This window comes from Bacillota bacterium, assembly GCA_013178125.1.
Taxonomy (GTDB): Bacteria; Bacillota; SHA-98; order Ch115; family JABLXJ01; genus JABLXL01.
Window position 1 is genome coordinate 1 of record JABLXJ010000001.1, and the last position, 16,438, is coordinate 16,438.

Here is a 16,438-nt window from a genome sequence, read left to right on the forward strand (position 1 = left end):
TACTTCATCTCTGGCCCCGCTGAAATACCGACCTCTATCCCCCATCCGTAAAACTACTATGGTCTCTTCCGGACGCTTACATGAACCCCTACCATGGATGACAATCCCGTCCGCGAAGATTACCACCTCTCCTTCTTGGGGTTTAGGCCCTAAATTAGCTAATAGAAAGGGGTCTAATTCTTTAGTTGAGTGCCAACTTCCCCTCACGTATTCTAAAATCCTATCCCAGTCCCTCTTTGGTAAACCAAATGGAACCTCTTCTATCTCAGGCCGCTCAAGCGTGCGATTCACCGCTTCTTGAACATCCTCCGGCCAGACCTTCCTCCGCGATGGAGACATATCCTTCAACTGCTGGAAAGCCGCTTCCGGTTTTACATCAGGGGTATTCTCCATAACCTTGGCTCTTTCCGCCTCCTGTTGTCTTACAATAGACCCATGTTGATTTACCAAATTCTCCACCTCCCGAGCACACAAGACATCGGGGTCGTGAGAGATCTGTCCCAAAAGGCGCGCAGCCCCCTCATATGACGAGAAAAGCGAAAACAGACAAGCCATCTCTTGGAGCCCCCTGGTGATGACTATCCCATTGTGTTCAGGGAGAAGAGCATTCATGGGGATGAAATGCTCACCGCAAGTCTTACACTCCAATACCTGACGTTCCACATTGACCACACCGAACCTGGTAGCGACTTTTAAGGATGTGTACCCGTCGCGAACAACCTGACACTCAGGGCTCCGATGGGATAGATTCTCACATACCTGCGCGTCAATCAACTTCAGATGCTGAACAAAGAGCGCACGTTGTATCTGATTTGCAATCTCTATAACAGCCTGCTCTGCATTATCCATAAAACCTGCTCCAGATGAGCCTGAATTAGGTAAAAACATAGGTAGGGCTGGTGCCTCGAAGTTCAACCTATATTCTTGCTGTTGCGTGCTGGGGTGGGTGAAGCGTATAATTATAGCGTAGCTAGCCGTCATCATGCTGTGCCTCCATTATTTGGTTTTTGCTTACCTTAATGGTAGCACAGGGCTAGCTACTTTGTTTAGCGGCAAATGTTGGATACTCACCGCCTAACTAACAACCTCACCGCTACCTATCCCAAGGGTTATGCGTGCTAAGAATTATTTTGTGTAAATGGTCTCGGTTCTGACTCTGTTGCGCCTCCTATTGAGACAGAAAGCTTAGTTGTGGTATAATCTTACAGGGGCAGCAGTTCTAGGTGAACAGGAGCGATAGTATGTTGAGCGAGGAAGGCAAGAATATTGCATTATGTTTCAAAAAAAGCTATTACTTGAAGGTATCCTACTCCTTGAATTCTATATCACTATCCCAAGGGGGGTTTACCCTATGATGGAGACCAGTAAAGATTTAAGTACTATTTTTAAACGCCTCACTTCAAGACTTCTCGAACTTGAACCAGTGGCTATTTACCTCTTTGGTTCCCAGGCGACGGGAGAGACCCGGCCAGATAGCGACATTGACTTAGCTGTGTTGCTGCCAAAGGGCAAGGAGCTACCGACACTTACGCGTCTTGCTATAATTGACCGTTTACAGGAAATTGCAGGCCGTAAGGTTGATCTTGTGGTAGTCAATGCTGCGCGCTTGCCGCTGCAGTTTGAGATCATTCATACAGGGCATGTTCTCTATGAGTCCAGCTTCGACGCCCGCACGGACGCGGAAGACATCATTGTTCGCGACTACATGGATCTCCAACCCATGTACGAACAGAATTTCCGGGAGATCTTGGAGGCGGCACAGGAGGAGGCAAGAGCGCGACATGTTTAACAAACAACTAGTGGCCGATCACGCGCAACTGATTCGGACTTCTATTGCCCGCTTGGAGACTCTGGCTACTCTATCCTGGGAAGAGTTCGCGGCAAATCCGGACAACTTTGCCATTGCCGAACATCACCTACGTCGAGCTTTGCAGGCTGTTTTGGACTTGGGGCGTCACGTAGTGGTGAAAGCGGGCCTTGGCAATCCGGCCAATTACAGAGAGATTTTTGACCTGCTGGAGAGTGGCGGGGTCCTTGAACCCGAAGTGGTGCGCAGGGTACGAGGGATGGCCGGATATCGGAATAGATTGGTGCACGACTATGCCCGTATCGAGGAAAAAGAGATGTGGGACATTCTCAGAAATGATCTTGGCGATGTTAGGCTCCTTCTAAACCGCCTTCTTGGTTATATCACCAAAGAAACAGCTAGTGACTGTAGGAGTTCGGCAACGTTGTCTTGAACTTCCTCCGGCCCGCCTCCATAGCGGTCGAGGTCCGCAAGGTCCGGCTCGAGCTCGTTCCAGAGAGCGAACATGGCCTCAGCCTTAGCATTCGCCTCTGCTACGGGCGTCAGGTCGAGGCGTGCCATAAGGAAGTCGATGCACTCGCGCTGCAGGTGTGGCCCATTTGCCAGGAAATGGTTCACGAGTTCTCGCAGCGTAGCGGCATCGGCTGCCTTCAGGAGCTCATCCAGGGTCCTTGACGGTTCATTCTTGCCATCGGCATTCATAAATGATCTCTCCTCTTAGGCCTGTCTACAAGAACTATACCTGATTATCCTCCAGCATGCAACGGGCAACCTGCATTCTGCACGCACCCCGCATTTGCGCATGAGTTCTATCATATCAAGTATAGCGAAGGAATGTCCGGCAGCCTGTGCCATGCCGGGACATTCAGCGAACATCCTGCAAGAGGCTGTCTTCCAGACGCTTCAGCATCGTGAAACCCCGTTCGATGGAGATAGCTTACGACTAGAAATATCTGCGCCGCGGTGGATGCCGCAGATATCTGTAACAGGGTGAATCGTATGGGCAAGCATGAAATAGTAAAGCGGGCTTCTGAATCTGGCGAAAGCATAGCTACCACAGGCGAAAGGCTGCCGGTGCAGTTCTTGACAATTTTCTATCTTTCAATATGATAATTGTAGGCATTTTTATCATCTTAATGTTAATGCTGTTAATGAAGGCATGGATTTCAGTGCTGGGGCCGTGCGTGCCCAGAATTTGATATGTTCCTGTTGACGCGTGCAGGAGGTGTATCTCCATGGACCTCTGGAAGAATAATCTCGATGTTTTCCGCGAGCAGAATCCATGGTGGGTGTCGGGGGCGGTTCCCGCCGACCTGGTCGGGTCCGTTCGTAGGCTGTACTATGATCATATCGCAGAGCACCTTGCCACCCAGCGGGAGGTCCTTCTTCTGGAGGGTCCCCGTCGTGTCGGCAAAACCACCCTCATCTACCAGGCAATCGCTCATCTTCTGACGTCTGCGATCCCGCCCAGCCACATCTTGTACGTGTCCGTAGACGACCCATATCTCAACAGGGAGACGCTTTTCAAGGACATACAAGACTACTTCGAGCACTTTGCGGCGAAGCGGGACCTCCGTGGCGCAGAGGGAACATTCTACGTGTTCCTTGACGAGGTGACAGCCCTGGATGACTGGGAGCTTTATGTAAAGCGCTACTATGACCTGAAGTATCCACTCCGGTTCGTGTGCACGAGCTCGGCTGCGGCATTCTTGAAGAAGCGTTCGCGCGAGAGCCTGGCCGGACGGATATCCGCGGTCCAGGTCTATCCATTCTGCCTATCTGAGGCCGCCAGCTTGAGAGGCACGGAGCCGAGGCTTACTGAGGCACATACGTCGCTTCGCGAGACCTGGGCGGCGTTTTACAGGCATCTTGATGTAACGCGACTCCACGCCGGGCTGCAAGAGGTAGAGAAGGAATTCGGGACGGTCCTTCTGGATGAGCTGCCACTGAGGCTCTACCTCCTTGAGGGTGGCTTCCCCGAGTATATACTTGCTGAGTCACCGCGCTACAAGGACCGCTACTTCCTGGAGAGCGTCGTGGACAGGACGCTCTTTCACGACATCGGGCCGGTCTTTGGCGCGACGGACCTGCACCTCCTGCAGAGGCTGTTTCTATATGCCAACAACCAGAGCGGCGCCCTCATGAACATTTCAGAAGCATCCAGGAACCTGGGAGCACCGTATTCGACGGTAGCTGGCTACCTTCGCTCCTTAAGCTCGGCCGGGCTTTTATATCTTCTGTCGAAATTCGCAACCTCTGTGGAGGCTGAAGCGCGGTCCATCGAGCGCGTATACGCCATCGACCCGGGGCTTTACCTCTCGCTCGCGCGCGTCGATCCGGCCGATCTGGACCAGACGGGCGGGTGGGGGCGCCTCGCAGAGATCTGTGTGTTTGCCGAGTTGAAGCGTCATGACCTGCGAGACATTCGTTACTGGAGGGACCGGGACCGCGAGGTGGACTTCGTCGTGGATTGCGGCGGCGCCTTACTGGCTGTCGAGGTGAAATTCAGGGGCGATCCCCTCGACTCACGCGGACTTCGCGGCCTCGAGCACTTTACTCGCAGGTTCTCGCCGGCGGCCCGCATCATCGTAAGCAGAAATACTCACCGCCTCTGCGACGACCGGACGCTCGTGGTGCCGCTGCGGCTGTTCCTGGGCTAGGAGATTGCTCGAGGACCCTTAGGACTTATTAGGCTGGCTCCTGCAAACTTGGCTTTGGAGCTTGCGAAAGGCAGCAGCAAGCCCCATTTGTACAGGCATCCTGATTGGTCCTTATGAATTTCGGCTGTCCCGGCCAAAGTCAGATTTCCCATAATCATATAGCCACGCCACGGTTCAAGTTCATGGTACAAATAGAGGCAGGAATATCCATTCGGTCATAGAATAAGAATAGGGGAAGACAGGCAAGAGAGTAACAGATTATCGCCGAGTTTCTTGACCTGGATGTTCGCGAAATACTGAAACCTTTTTGGGGTTCTCCTTCCCTACCCAAGAATGGCCAAGAGGGTTTTGCTTCCAGCAGATGCATCTGGGAATACGATTCTTGACAAAGGACGGAATTCCCAATGTGGCCGCAATCCTATTGTTCGCCAAAGATCCGTTGCGTTGGCTGCCAGGGGCATATGTGCAATTTCTCCGTTTGGATGGTCCGGAGCTAACCGATCCCATTCGGCATCAAAAAGAAATAAGCAGACCACTGCCAGATTTACTCCGGCAGTTGGATGAGATCCTTACGGCCAATATCTCTATTGCCAGCGATATCCGGCTGCCGATTGAGCAAAAACGACCGGATTATCCACTGGTTGCTCTACAACAATTCAGCCGGAGTCTTGGTCACCGTGCGGAGAGATTAGCATGAAAACGATTGCTTTCTTCAATAACAAAGGCGGAGTTGGAAAGACTTCATTGGTCTATCATTTGGCCTGGATGTATGCGGATCTAGGATACAAGGTAATTGCTGCTGATTTCGATCCGCAAGCAAATCTAACCTCGATGTTTCTGGATGACGATCGCCTGGAAGAACTCTGGCCTGATGGTGAGCATCCGCAAACAGTTTTAGGGGCGATTAAACCTATTCTTGGGGGAACCGGGGATATTAATCGTTCGTATGTTGAAAATATCGCTGATAACATCGGGCTAATTGTTGGCGATTTAGGACTATCTACGTTTGAGGATGATCTAAGTGCGCAGTGGCCTGCTTGCCTAGATGGCAAGGAACGAGCTTTTCGGGTTATCTCAGCTTTTTGGCGCCTGATTTTACAAGGCGCGGAGGAGCAAGGCTCCGATCTGGCCCTGATCGATGTCGGCCCCAATCTGGGTGCCATTAACCGGGCAGCTTTAATCGCGGCGGAATTTGTCATTGTGCCTCTGGCGCCGGATCTCTTCTCACTACAAGGGCTGCGCAATTTGGGGCCAACGTTGCGGCGCTGGCGCAAGGAGTGGAAGCAACGCTATGACCAGAACCCGGAACCAGCGTTAAGTCTTCCTTCTCCGGAGGGAATGCAGCCGAAAGGCTACGTCATCCAGCAGTATGCTATTCGTTTAGACCGCCCTGTGCAGGCTTATGAGCGCTGGATGGCAAGAATTCCTCTGGTTTATCGTCATTCTGTCCTGGCATCGGAAACAGAGGAAGCTCCGGACGTGGCAAACGACCCTTATTGCCTGGCTCAGGTCAAGCATTATCGCAGCCTGATGCCCCTGGCCATGGAGGCGCGAAAGCCGATGTTTTTCCTAAAGCCGGCCGACGGCGCAATTGGGGCGCATACATCTGCCGTGCAAGATTGCTATCGCAATTTCAAAGAACTGGCGTTGAAGATTCTGCAGACAATCGAAGCCGCTGCCATTTAGTCGTCTTTTTCCAGCGCCGTGGACCACTTCCTTTACCGGGTCCGCGCCCCGGTACCCGCATGGATTCCCCCTTCAAGATAATTTTGTGTGCATTATGGACCAGACGGTCCAGAATTGCATCGGCAACAGTCTACTGGTGTCCGCCCTGGAGAAAGTCCTTACCCGTTGCTAAAGTACTGCTCGATGGCTCAAATGAGTTCGTCTATGCCCCCGAAACAATGGTTGGCTAAGCCTATAATTCGCGGGTCGACGGAATAGTATTGTCTGGTATAGTTCGGCCAGTCTGAAGGTATTGTCGCAATTATCTGAGAAGGCACTTTAGGGGTGAGTGTCGAATATCTAGGCCAGGGGGGATGTTCCTTCGCTAGGAGATTTGATGGCTATCCCGATTCTGAGTTCTCACCGGTTCCCGTTCGTCAATTCTCGTATATTCGGGATTACTACGTAGGTTCGCTTTACGTTTATGGGGTAGATCAGGAGGAGCTTCGCAAGCTCGAGCATAGGGACGGGGTTTACCCGGTTGTCACGAACCTGGTGGATGGCGAGGAGTATCCACTGAAGGATATCTTCGAACGAACTCGACGGAAGTATCAAGTTGAGCGGCCCATGAGGTATATGAAATCCCGGGTTCAGGTGCGGCCGATATTCCTGCACAAAAAGGTACGGGTCCCATCGGGTGGCTTATCTGTAAGCCTCTTTCAGGGCCGGGAACTTGCGACTAGAAGCTATACGCGACCTGGGCTTTCAACACCATGTCGGGCCTTCTGGTGGACGTACCGGGGACGGCTCCACCCGCAAACTCGCCGCCCGGTCCCCCCACAAGGGCACTCGCTGACAACAAAAGTTTCCACCGGTCGCCGAGAAGCATGCTCGTCCCTGCGGTCAGGACGGCGCTGCGATCGACGAGGTTTGCGAGCACCGAGCCCAAGACGGATGTGAACTCGTCGTGCTGGTATGTTAGCTGGGTGAACGCATAGTGGCGAGCCAGGTAAGTGCGGTCGCCTGCGAGCCACGATACGTAATCGTAGGAATCCTGCGTTGCAGCACCGCGTGAGTTGTAGAAGTACTCTCCGGCCCAGACGATCTTTCCGCCGCCCCAGCTGTGGTCGGCGCCGAGCACGCATTCCACCCACGGGCCCGACCCGTCGTGCGGCGCATGGTGAGCGATCTCGGCATGCCATCCGAGCGCGAGGTCCCCGGCCACCAGATCACCCTTGGCGTCCGTCCCTACCATGGTCGTGCGCGTATCTCTCACAGCCGCGAGAGACCAGTCGGTGCCGCCACAGTTTGCGTGATACCTCGCCCCGTACTGCCACGCGGCGCCGCTGCCCTGCTGGATGGAGCTGCGGTCGTTCCGGGCCGCGACGAGGCTCCAGTAAGCCAAGGGCCCGGCCGGGACCTTGATGACGGCCGCGTCCATGCCCTGGCGCAAGCCCCCGGGGTCCAGCGCGTCCGGCGGGTTGAAGACGTCCGTGGGCGACCAGGCGTATCCCACGCCCCAGCTAATCTGTTGTTTCCCGAGGCTGAGGTCGGCCCACGGCAGGAAGACCTTGAGGTATGCCCGCTCCAACTCGGTCGTCACGGTCCAGTCGCCGCCGGCTCCGGGCGCGCGGCCGAGCGTCGTCCCCACATCTACGTAAAGCTTCCAGGGATAGTCCCCGAGCCGCAACTTCAATCTGAGCATGGACTCCATCGAGCTCGACCACGAACCCTGAGTCTGGACAGCGTATACACCTGTTTGCCATTCTCCGCCCACCTGGAATTCAGGTAGCGTGGTCGCATCCATCGCGGACTGCGCGGCCGCCGTGCCGCGCGAAAGCACAAACGCGGCGGCAAGGCAAAGACAGACCGCGACCACAGGACGACGTAGACCCCTGTGCAGGGGCAAGCCCCCCCGCCCGGTTGACTTGTGCACAGCATACCGTTTCGTCGTTTTCATAGTATCGTCCACCGCCTCGAGATCAGCGCATCAAGTTCCTCAGCGAGAACAGGTCGCCTGGTATCTTCACGTCGAAATCGACTTGCTCGACTATGAGGGTCGTGGACGAGCCCCGCTTCAGCTTGTCTTCCATGACCACCCTGCTCGCGTAGGTACGCCCGCCCTTCTCCTTGACCTCCTCGATCCGCGAGACCTTGAGGAGTTTGCCGCTTGCCGCGTAGAGTTCCTCTCTCCTCGCCACGAACTTCTCGCTGTCAACCCAGATCTTCCGCTTCGGGTAGGAGACCTGCTTGCCGGGAAGCGCCGTGGCCTCGAGCACGTAACACCTGGCTCCCTCGTATGTCTCCACCCCGGCCAGCTTGAACTCGTAAAGTTCGCCCTTCTTCTCGCTCTCGAGGGCGTCCTGGTACGAGAAGTCGCTCCCCATCATGCCCTGTTTGAGCATGTGGCCTGAGATCTTCACGAGGTCCTCGGCGTCGGGGAAAAACATCCACAGCTCGTCGCCGAGCTTGAGGTACTTCGTCCCGCGATCGCCAGGGTTGAGGAAGGTCACCATGGCCTTCTGATTCCCGACCACCCATCCTTCCATTTCCTTCGTGATCTCGCGGCTGCCGGCCCGGATGACGAGCTTCGCCACCAGGTGGGCGCTGGCCATGTATGCATTTGCATCCATCCTGGCGACGATCTCTTTCGCGGTCAGGTCCGCCGCCGCATCCGCCCCCGTAAACCCGGTAAGAGCGAGAGAGAGTGCCACCAGGAGGGCCATCGCCATCAGAGGCCCGATCTTCATCCTGATCCCCGTCCCGATCCTCATGTTCGCTTCCTCCCTGTGAATCCATTGAATCCATGTCGTTCTCGACTCTATCAGGTCCTGAGCGCCTGCGCCGGCTCGATCCTGGCAGCCCGGGCGCTGGGCCAGGAGACCGCGACCAGCGTCACCGCTATCCCTGCGACAAACGCGAAGGCAATGACGTCCGAACTGAACCTTGGATAGAACGTCGAAGATATCATGAACACCTTGTCGAGGGAGGACATCCCGGGGATGGGTATCCCAACGCGGGCCAACGTCTTGAGAGCTATCGCGCCCAGTGATGCCCCGATGGCGCTTCCCATGACACCCATTACGCCACCCTCGAGCAAGAAGAGCCGCCGGATCTGCCCCGGCCGCAGGCCCAGGGCCCCCAGCATGCCTATCTCCCTGCGTCGCTCGTTGACGATCATCAGCATGGTGTTGATCACCACGAAGCCCGCAAGGAATAGGATGAAGAAGTAGACGAAGTTGTATGCCGTCTTTGCCACCTGCGACATCCTCATCATCTCGCTGTGCTCGTACCAGGGTTTAGCTACGTAGCGGGCGTCGGCGCCCCTTGCCTTCAGCACCCCCTCGACGTCGCGCAACAGATCGGGTACTCTGGCCTCGTCCTTCGCCATCACGAGCACCTCGGTCACGGCGGGCCCCATGTCGAGCATAGCCTGGGCGACGTCGAGCGGCACAAACACCAGGCCATCGTCGAGGTACGGCAGGCCGCTCTTGACCGAGCCAACCACCACAAAGGTGTAGCCCTTGAGGGAACCGAGCGCGGTATTGAAAATGAGGGTGAACCTGTCGCCCACCTCGAGGCCGAGCCTGTCGAGGGTCCTTTGGCCCATGATGGCTTCGCGCTTCCCGGAGCGCAGCAGCCGTCCCTTGACAAGGTAGCGGGATAACCCGATGAGCCTGTCTTCCGCTTGCGGTTCCACGCCCATGCCCATGAGGCCCTCGAGTTCCTCGCCCCTACCCACCACCATGGTGCCGAAACGGAGGCGTGGCACCACCTGCGACACCAGAGGGATTTCTTTGAATGCATTCACGACCGACTCATAGCCTTCGCCCTGAAACCCGTCCACCGGATAGTTCAGCGAGAGAAGCCGCTCCTTCAGTGGGTATTCCCTGGCGACGATCCTCACATGACCCGAGGTGAATCTGATGGAGTTGCCTATCATCATGTCGAAGATGCCGTCGATGGTTCCTTTCGTGAGTATCACCGCGAAAACGCCCACCGCGATCGCAACCAGGCTGAGCGCGGTGCGCGCCCGGGCTCTTCCGAGGTTACGGAACGCTATACGCATTAGGCTCACGATCTTCACCCCCAATGCTAACCCTGGCGCAACGAGACGATCGGGTCCTGGGCTGCGATTCTCCTGGCAGGCACGTAGCTTGCCGCCCAGCTCACCACGATGCCCAGCAAGAAAGCCCCTCCAATCGTGGGCCAGTTCCAGGCACCGCGGATGACCCCGGCGATCGGGTAGCCGATGTCGAGGTCTTGATATCCCTTGAGGACGTTAATGCCGTGGTTCACCAGGTAAGCGTTGCCGGCTATGCCGATCAGGCACCCCGTGATCGAACCCAGCACGCCTATGCCTGTGGCCTCAAGCATGAACAGGAGCACGATCTCCCTCGCCGTCATGCCCATCGCCTTCATCATCCCGATCTCGCGGACGCGCTCCATGGCCCCGAGGAGGATGGTGTTGACCACGCCCACCACGGCGATGATGAGTATCATGAAAATGAGCAAGGCGCTGAACCCCTGTTTGCTCTGGCTTATCGCGAGAAAGTCCCTGGCGGCCTCCCGCCAGGTGAGCACCTCGCCGGATATGCCGGTGTCCTCCAAGGCAGCGCGCACACTTTTGGACACATCCTCGACCCGCACGCCATCCTGTGTTTTCAGAACGACCTCCGTCGCCGCGCTGCCCAGCGCGAGAGCTTGACTTGCAACGTCGAGCGGCAGGTAAACCTGGCTGCTGTTCACCTGCGGGTGAGGGCTCCTGATGAGGCCGGCCACGGTGAGGTCGATGGCCTGAAACGCCTCGTCACGGGTGCGCGTAACGAGTGTGAAGCTGTCGCCCGGCGCAAGCTCGAGCACGCGCGCGAGGTCGTACCCCAGGAGCGCCTCGGCTGCGCCCCGCGCCGGCCACCGGCCCTCGACGTACTCGGCCAACGTGAACACTTGCCCGTCGCGATCGGGGTCGATCCCCACACCCATCACGGGGATCTCCTCCCAGCCGGTGTTGAGACGGGCACCGAATACGAGCCTCGGCGTCGCCGCCTGTATCCCCTCCGCGCTCTGCAGCGCGGCGAGCACCGCATCAGGATCCAGGGTGCGATCGATGGGAAGACTCTCCCGCTCGGCGGAATAACCCTGAGCTTGAATGCGCACGTCTCCGGTCTCCAGGCTGATGAGATTATCTATGGAATCGCGGTCGACGCCGGCCATGATGCAGTCGACCTCGATGAGCGCCGCAAGGCCCACGGCAATCGCAAGGAACGTCAGGAACGTACGGCGCTTCTGCCGCCACAGGTTCCTCGCTGCCAGCTTGAGCAGGTAACGCATGGCCTGTTACCTCCTCTTGTCTTCGGCGATCCGGCCGTCGCGGACGGTCACCAGCCGACGGGCATAATTCATCACCATCTGGTCATGGGTGCTGAAGATGAACGTGGTCCCCTTCTTCTGGTTCATCTCAAGCATCAGCTCGATTATGGCCTTGCCTGTCTCCGAGTCGAGGTTGGCCGTGGGCTCGTCGGCAAGGACCAGGTCCGGCCCCTTTACCAGGGCCCGGGCGATGGCCACGCGCTGCTGCTGACCGCCGGAAAGATCGCCCGGCCTGCGGTTTTCGAGCCCGCTGAGCCCCACGTCGGCAAGGATGCACATGACCCGGCCTTTCACAGCAGTCGAGTCCTCATCAGCAGTCGAGCCCTCACCGAGCAGAGCCAGGGAGAATTCGACGTTCTCATACGCGGTCAGGACGGGGATGAGGTTATACGACTGAAACACAAATCCTATCCTCCGTCGCCGGATATCGGCAAGCTGGGCTTTGGATAACCTGGACAGTTCGCTCCCGTCGAGGCGGATGACGCCCTCCGTCGGTATGTCCAGGCAGCCGATGAGGTTCAAGAGCGTCGTCTTGCCCGAACCCGACGGCCCGGCAATGGCGGTGAACTCTCCCCTTTCGATCTCCAGGTCGATCCCGCGGAGCGCCGGCACCGTCAACCTGCCCTGACGATAGTCTTTCTTTACCCCTTTTAGCTCTAAAAACGCCACTCCCATGTCCCCTCTCCGCTCGGTTTCATTCTAAGCAGCAAGCAGCGCGATTAAGCAGCGCGATTGAACAAATGCTGAACGGCTTCCGGACAGCCACCCTTCTCATCGCACTATTATATCACTCGTGTCATCTATTATATCACTCGTGCCATACCTGTGCTATACCTCCAGATACCCTCCACACCCTCGTCTGTCCATGTCACGACATCGCACGATTGAGTGCTGCACTGAGTATCACCAAGAACGGAATTAGCCAAATCATGAAATTGCTACGCAGAGGCAGCAGATTGGTGATCGCCTAACGTAAGACCCACGATGTGTGTGGCATCTCCTGCAGATTCAGTTATTGTGCAATTCCCTGCCGGACACCTTCTAATTCTTTCTAATTCCTTTTTTCGGACCGTATTCCGAAACGCTGGCAGCGGAGCTCGAGGAGATGAAAGCGCTAGATCTCCTTGTCGAGCATGCTACTAGTGGTCCCTCTGGCTACATCTCTTATGAATATTCCCTCTCACATGGTGGGAAAACGCTTGTGAAAGGGTCTTGCCGGTCAGGCGTGGATGCAGAGATCGGCGTCGATCCTGAGTTCTTGATGCGAATGAACAGCAAGAGCGCTCGTGAACTCGAGCTAATAGCGGCACTACATTACCTTATGTGCGCGGGCATGGCGGAGAGTGACGCAGTGAGCGCCGTAAAACTGCACAAGGCCCAGCAACACTACACCGATGAGGAGTGTAAGAAGGCGCTGGAGGAGCTCAGGGCGGAGGGGTTGAATCCCGACGGCTCCGGGGCTTGCTGAAGGGTAGGGTAGTATGGGTAAGTCATAGCTGACGTTGGAGAAAGTGTCCAGCTATCATCGGGACACGTTGCTTAGTCACTGCACAACCATCTTGACAAGGTCTTTCCGTGTGTCAGCGGCTCTGGCTCCCGGCGAAACCACCAACTCCTCTATCTTCGGGCTGTTCGTGGGGGTCCAGCCCACGAAGTTCAAAACCCGCATTGATGCTCCTTTAGGAGGGAGGTAATGTAATCCTTTACCTCAGACTTATCCAGGCCTTTAAACTCATAGTGAACCACTATGCGGTTACGCAATGCCTCATGTACATGCAAATTGAGCTGGGCCACAAAATAGGGTTGCCCAACCAGGAGAACCATGGCAAGGTTCTTCGAGTCTAGCTGAAAGTTAAAAAGCACCCTCAGGTCCCCCAAGACAGAAGTATGGAGCGCCTGAGCCTCATCAATTATGATGAGGGGTACCGTGTTCTTCTGATAGGCTAAATGGGCGATATGTCCCTGGATATCATGAAATAGGTCAACCTTCCGAAACCGGGGAATCAGCCCTAGCGCCACCGCAAGGTGCCGGTAAAAGTCTACAGCCGTAACTAAGGATAGCGGCATGTATACCACCTTGAAGAGTTGGGGGTTCAGCTTTGAGATAAATGCCCGTACACTCGTTGTCTTTCCGCTGCCGGATTCACCATGCCTTCATCACAACGTCACAGTTAGAGCAATCTACCTTGATATCCGGTCTTTTCGTCGAATATGCGTCGAGGTAGTCCTTGATAGATTTAGCCAGTGCTATTACGATAGGCATGGGTGTTTTTTGGGGTTTGGCGAGGAGGTTGTGGGCCTTCTCGCCTCTTCATATCCACCCCTCTATCCAACGCTTCCTAACACTTAATGCTCCATATTCTGCGTCATAAACTACCATCCTTCTTCCTCCGACCCCTCCATAAAACAAAAAATCCCGGGTACCGTACTCCCGAGTTCCGGATCGCTGCCATCTTCAGTTGGATTTTTCCCTCATTCTAACGTCAAATTAGATCGGCTTCTACACCCTAGTTAGACAGCAAGAATCTGGGCTGGAGAAGGGAGGCAATTTCCAGTGCTCCGTGTGGCAGCAGGTTATTGAAGGCGGGAAAGCAGCCAAAAATGAGGAACGGTTCAAGACCCCGTCCCCCGGTTTTCGATGGTTGCCCGATCCACTGCTAGTGCCAAAGGACCACTCGGAGTCTTCAACTCAACTTCCCTCGCAGCCGGCCGATCAGGCCGCGGATGAAGACGCGCGAACCGAGGTAGCTGTTGCGAAGGATGAACGCGATCACGCACGCGTGGATTGTCCGGATCCTTCCTCGTGATACGGAGGTCTGTGTCCATGTTACCGTATTTAAAGGCTGGGACTAGTTTTTCATATGTTAGCAACTAGTCATGGTTCATTTGTGCGCTATGGTGGAGGGACGCAACACATGCTTCTTTTTACCGCGGCAACGGACGCGATTTGCTATGGAGCCGTGTATATCGCTTGGGAGTCCTTACGCGCCGAGGCTGCTAAGCTCGGGAAGGACATCAGTCCACTAAGCCAGTGACGCCGGCTGCGGCCGTCGCTGTGGCTGTTCCTGGGCTAGTCGTGTCCCCGGCGCCGCAATATCTTATCCAATTGGAGGCTGAGGTTGACAGGATTATCTCGATCCATGGCGAATGAAATTGTAGCAAGAGCAACCACATGCTGCCGGTAGATGGTTTTGAAACGGCGGGGGAGAATAAAATAATATGGTGTGAATATCGAGTTCTCTTGACAATCATAGTCACGCCTAAGAGGATGATTTTATGCTTTGGTTAGGTGGTAGCCATGGTTGAGCATGGGTTGCGAATAAGCATAGAAGGCGAAGAAGTAAGAGATGGGGTACCCCTCTCTCTGCTTGCGGATGTTTTTAGGGGTGTGCAGGAAACCGTCTACTACATCGCGATGGCGGAGTTACGATATAATGGGCGGAGAAAGGTACATGTACCGAGTGAGATTCTGAACGAATACCGGTTGATCAGGGTTGCGGAACACAACAGCGTCTATACTGCCGATATTGCACTAGCAAGGCCCAGGCACATGCGTTTGCCGCTGGAGACTGATAGGCGGACGGCGGTCATGGATAAATATCTGGAGTTCTTGCGAATATTGTCTGCCGCCGACAGTCAGGCGGTGTCGGAGTTGAGTTGTTTCCTGACACAACGTGGAGGAGAAAGATCCTTCGTTTGGTGGGTATCGTCGTGGGGAGCTTGAGGGATGTAGTTCATGTCACGGGCAGGGTTGAGCTTGACATGAATGGCTTTCCTGAGAAAATCATTGACGTAACTGATATCCGCCCGCTTGATCTTCGACCATTTTGGCTTGAGGTGGTTGAGACTCCCGAAGGGACCATTGCGCTGGCAGAGCCAGTCGAGGTGACTCCCGTATTCGAAGACCAGCAGGTAACATTCGAAATACCTGAATTAAACCTGGTCAGCTCAGGAGCTACACGGGACGAGGCCGTGCAAGAACTCTATTCCGATATCATTTGGCTATGGAAGGAGTACGGAATGGCGGCAGATGATGAACTGTCCACTGATGCAAGAGCCCTGAAAAATCGTCTTCGCCAGATGATTCGGGAGGCCGCGTTGAGATAATGAGTGGGGAGCTTCGCCGGGTCCTGTGGTATAGGTGAGTTTAGCAACTTCCCCGGCGTACCCCCGCAGCACTCCCGGACTGCCGGTGCAGGGCTTGACAATTTTCTATCTTTCAATATGATAATTGCAGGCATTTTTATCACTTCAATGTCAATACTGTTCATCAGAGCACAGATTCCAGTGCCGGTGCCGCGTGTTCCCGGGATTCGGCATGATCCCGGTGGCGTGTGCAGGAGGTGTATTTCCATGGACCTCTGGAGGAATAACCTCGATGTTTTCCGCGAGCAGAAGTCATGGTGGGTGTCGGGAGCGGTTCCCGCCGACCTGGTCGGGTCAGTCTAGCCGTGCCCTCTGCAAGGACGTGGACGACCCGGACTCATAATCTGCCATAAAGGAATTTCCCCTCCCGCAGCGCCCGCGCGATGATGTGATTGCGCGCATTGCGCCAGCGTTCCACCTCCTCGGGACTATAAACCAAAATGTCTTTGGCGATCGGGAACCTGATAAGCGCCCGCCACAATCGGGTCATCTCCTTGCGGCGGTCTCTTCCTGGGGAGAATGGTGTTCTCTCAACGACCAGTAAGTCCACATCCGAATCAGGACGGGCTTTGCCAGTGGCATGAGAGCCAAAATGGGACCCTTCAGGATTTAAGTGTACTATTGGACATTACTCGTGTCAACTGGAAGAGCCGCAGATGGCAGGGTTACGTCTGAGAAACCCACCCCCCAGGATCGCAGCCTCCCAGCCTCATATGCCGCCTTTCCCTGTGCTAAACAGGGAAAGCACCACTGATGTACGTAAATGCCCCCAGCAGCATTTCCCTGGGTC

General features: G+C 55.5%; 18 protein-coding genes. 8 read left to right on the forward strand and 10 right to left on the reverse strand.

The genetic code is table 11. From position 1 onward, the window contains the following. Window positions 1–849: hypothetical protein (locus tag HPY71_00005; protein ID NPV51893.1), on the reverse strand; the 849-nt coding region annotated here is incomplete at its 3' end. A gap of 424 nt (window positions 850–1,273) precedes the next feature. Between HPY71_00005 and HPY71_00010 the strand changes: the two genes are divergently transcribed. Continuing rightward, a complete protein-coding gene (locus HPY71_00010; protein NPV51894.1) occupies window positions 1,274–1,789 on the forward strand; it encodes a nucleotidyltransferase domain-containing protein in 516 nt (171 codons plus the stop codon). Continuing rightward, window positions 1,782–2,240, forward strand: a complete 459-nt coding sequence (locus HPY71_00015) for a DUF86 domain-containing protein (GenBank protein NPV51895.1) — start codon at window positions 1,782–1,784, stop codon at window positions 2,238–2,240. Before HPY71_00010 ends, HPY71_00015 begins: the two co-directional genes overlap by 8 nt. On the opposite strand, the gene HPY71_00020 is transcribed toward HPY71_00015, so the two are convergent. Beyond that, window positions 2,186–2,509 (reverse strand): hypothetical protein, encoded by a 324-nt coding sequence (locus HPY71_00020; GenBank protein ID NPV51896.1) that lies wholly within the window; start codon window positions 2,507–2,509, stop codon window positions 2,186–2,188. The genes HPY71_00015 and HPY71_00020 overlap by 55 nt on opposite strands. 533 nt (window positions 2,510–3,042) lie before the next feature. Between HPY71_00020 and HPY71_00025 the strand changes: the two genes are divergently transcribed. The 3 genes from HPY71_00025 (at window position 3,043) to HPY71_00035 (ending at window position 6,153) form a co-directional block, all read left to right on the forward strand. Further along, complete coding sequence (locus HPY71_00025; GenBank protein NPV51897.1) at window positions 3,043–4,467, forward strand: ATP-binding protein; 1,425 nt, start codon at window positions 3,043–3,045, stop codon at window positions 4,465–4,467. Between the two features lie 382 nt (window positions 4,468–4,849). Continuing rightward, window positions 4,850–5,164: a hypothetical protein gene (locus tag HPY71_00030; GenBank protein NPV51898.1), complete on the forward strand. Its 315-nt coding sequence runs from the start codon at window positions 4,850–4,852 to the stop codon at window positions 5,162–5,164. Further along, window positions 5,161–6,153, forward strand: coding sequence for an AAA family ATPase (locus HPY71_00035; protein NPV51899.1), 993 nt, complete (start codon window positions 5,161–5,163; stop codon window positions 6,151–6,153). The genes HPY71_00030 and HPY71_00035 overlap by 4 nt, the downstream gene beginning before the upstream one ends. 399 nt (window positions 6,154–6,552) lie before the next feature. Here the strand turns inward: HPY71_00035 and HPY71_00040 are convergent, their stop codons facing one another. The 6 genes from HPY71_00040 to HPY71_00065 form a co-directional block, all read right to left on the reverse strand. Further along, window positions 6,553–6,807 (reverse strand): hypothetical protein, encoded by a 255-nt coding sequence (locus tag HPY71_00040; GenBank protein ID NPV51900.1) that lies wholly within the window; start codon window positions 6,805–6,807, stop codon window positions 6,553–6,555. 64 nt (window positions 6,808–6,871) lie between these two features. After that, complete coding sequence (locus HPY71_00045; GenBank protein ID NPV51901.1) at window positions 6,872–7,846, reverse strand: hypothetical protein; 975 nt, start codon at window positions 7,844–7,846, stop codon at window positions 6,872–6,874. Between the two features lie 268 nt (window positions 7,847–8,114). Further along, complete coding sequence (locus HPY71_00050; protein NPV51902.1) at window positions 8,115–8,906, reverse strand: outer membrane lipoprotein-sorting protein; 792 nt, start codon at window positions 8,904–8,906, stop codon at window positions 8,115–8,117. A 50-nt stretch (window positions 8,907–8,956) separates the two neighbouring features. Continuing rightward, complete coding sequence (locus HPY71_00055; GenBank protein NPV51903.1) at window positions 8,957–10,210, reverse strand: ABC transporter permease; 1,254 nt, start codon at window positions 10,208–10,210, stop codon at window positions 8,957–8,959. 17 nt (window positions 10,211–10,227) lie between these two features. Further along, window positions 10,228–11,463 carry an ABC transporter permease gene (locus HPY71_00060; protein NPV51904.1) on the reverse strand — a complete coding sequence of 412 codons (1,236 nt, stop codon included), beginning with the start codon at window positions 11,461–11,463 and terminating at the stop codon, window positions 10,228–10,230. Between the two features lie 6 nt (window positions 11,464–11,469). Further along, window positions 11,470–12,171, reverse strand: coding sequence for an ABC transporter ATP-binding protein (locus HPY71_00065; protein ID NPV51905.1), 702 nt, complete (start codon window positions 12,169–12,171; stop codon window positions 11,470–11,472). A 436-nt stretch (window positions 12,172–12,607) separates the two neighbouring features. On the opposite strand from HPY71_00065, the gene HPY71_00070 reads away from it, so the two are divergent. Then, a complete protein-coding gene (locus HPY71_00070; GenBank protein ID NPV51906.1) occupies window positions 12,608–12,970 on the forward strand; it encodes a hypothetical protein in 363 nt (120 codons plus the stop codon). A 188-nt stretch (window positions 12,971–13,158) separates the two neighbouring features. Here HPY71_00070 and HPY71_00075 read toward each other — a convergent pair whose 3' ends face one another. Beyond that, window positions 13,159–13,608 carry an AAA family ATPase gene (locus tag HPY71_00075; GenBank protein ID NPV51907.1) on the reverse strand — a complete coding sequence of 150 codons (450 nt, stop codon included), beginning with the start codon at window positions 13,606–13,608 and terminating at the stop codon, window positions 13,159–13,161. Between the two features lie 1,183 nt (window positions 13,609–14,791). On the opposite strand from HPY71_00075, the gene HPY71_00080 reads away from it, so the two are divergent. Both HPY71_00080 and HPY71_00085 read left to right on the forward strand, forming a co-directional pair. Then, on the forward strand, window positions 14,792–15,226 hold the full coding sequence (locus tag HPY71_00080; GenBank protein ID NPV51908.1) for a hypothetical protein: 435 nt from the start codon (window positions 14,792–14,794) through the stop codon (window positions 15,224–15,226). Beyond that, complete coding sequence (locus HPY71_00085; GenBank protein ID NPV51909.1) at window positions 15,202–15,609, forward strand: hypothetical protein; 408 nt, start codon at window positions 15,202–15,204, stop codon at window positions 15,607–15,609. The genes HPY71_00080 and HPY71_00085 overlap by 25 nt, the downstream gene beginning before the upstream one ends. Before the next feature lie 376 nt (window positions 15,610–15,985). On the opposite strand, the gene HPY71_00090 is transcribed toward HPY71_00085, so the two are convergent. Continuing rightward, the gene (locus HPY71_00090) at window positions 15,986–16,270 is read right to left on the reverse strand and encodes a nucleotidyltransferase domain-containing protein (GenBank protein ID NPV51910.1); all 285 of its coding nucleotides are present in this window, start codon (window positions 16,268–16,270) and stop codon (window positions 15,986–15,988) included. Between the last annotated feature and the right edge of the window lie 168 nt (window positions 16,271–16,438).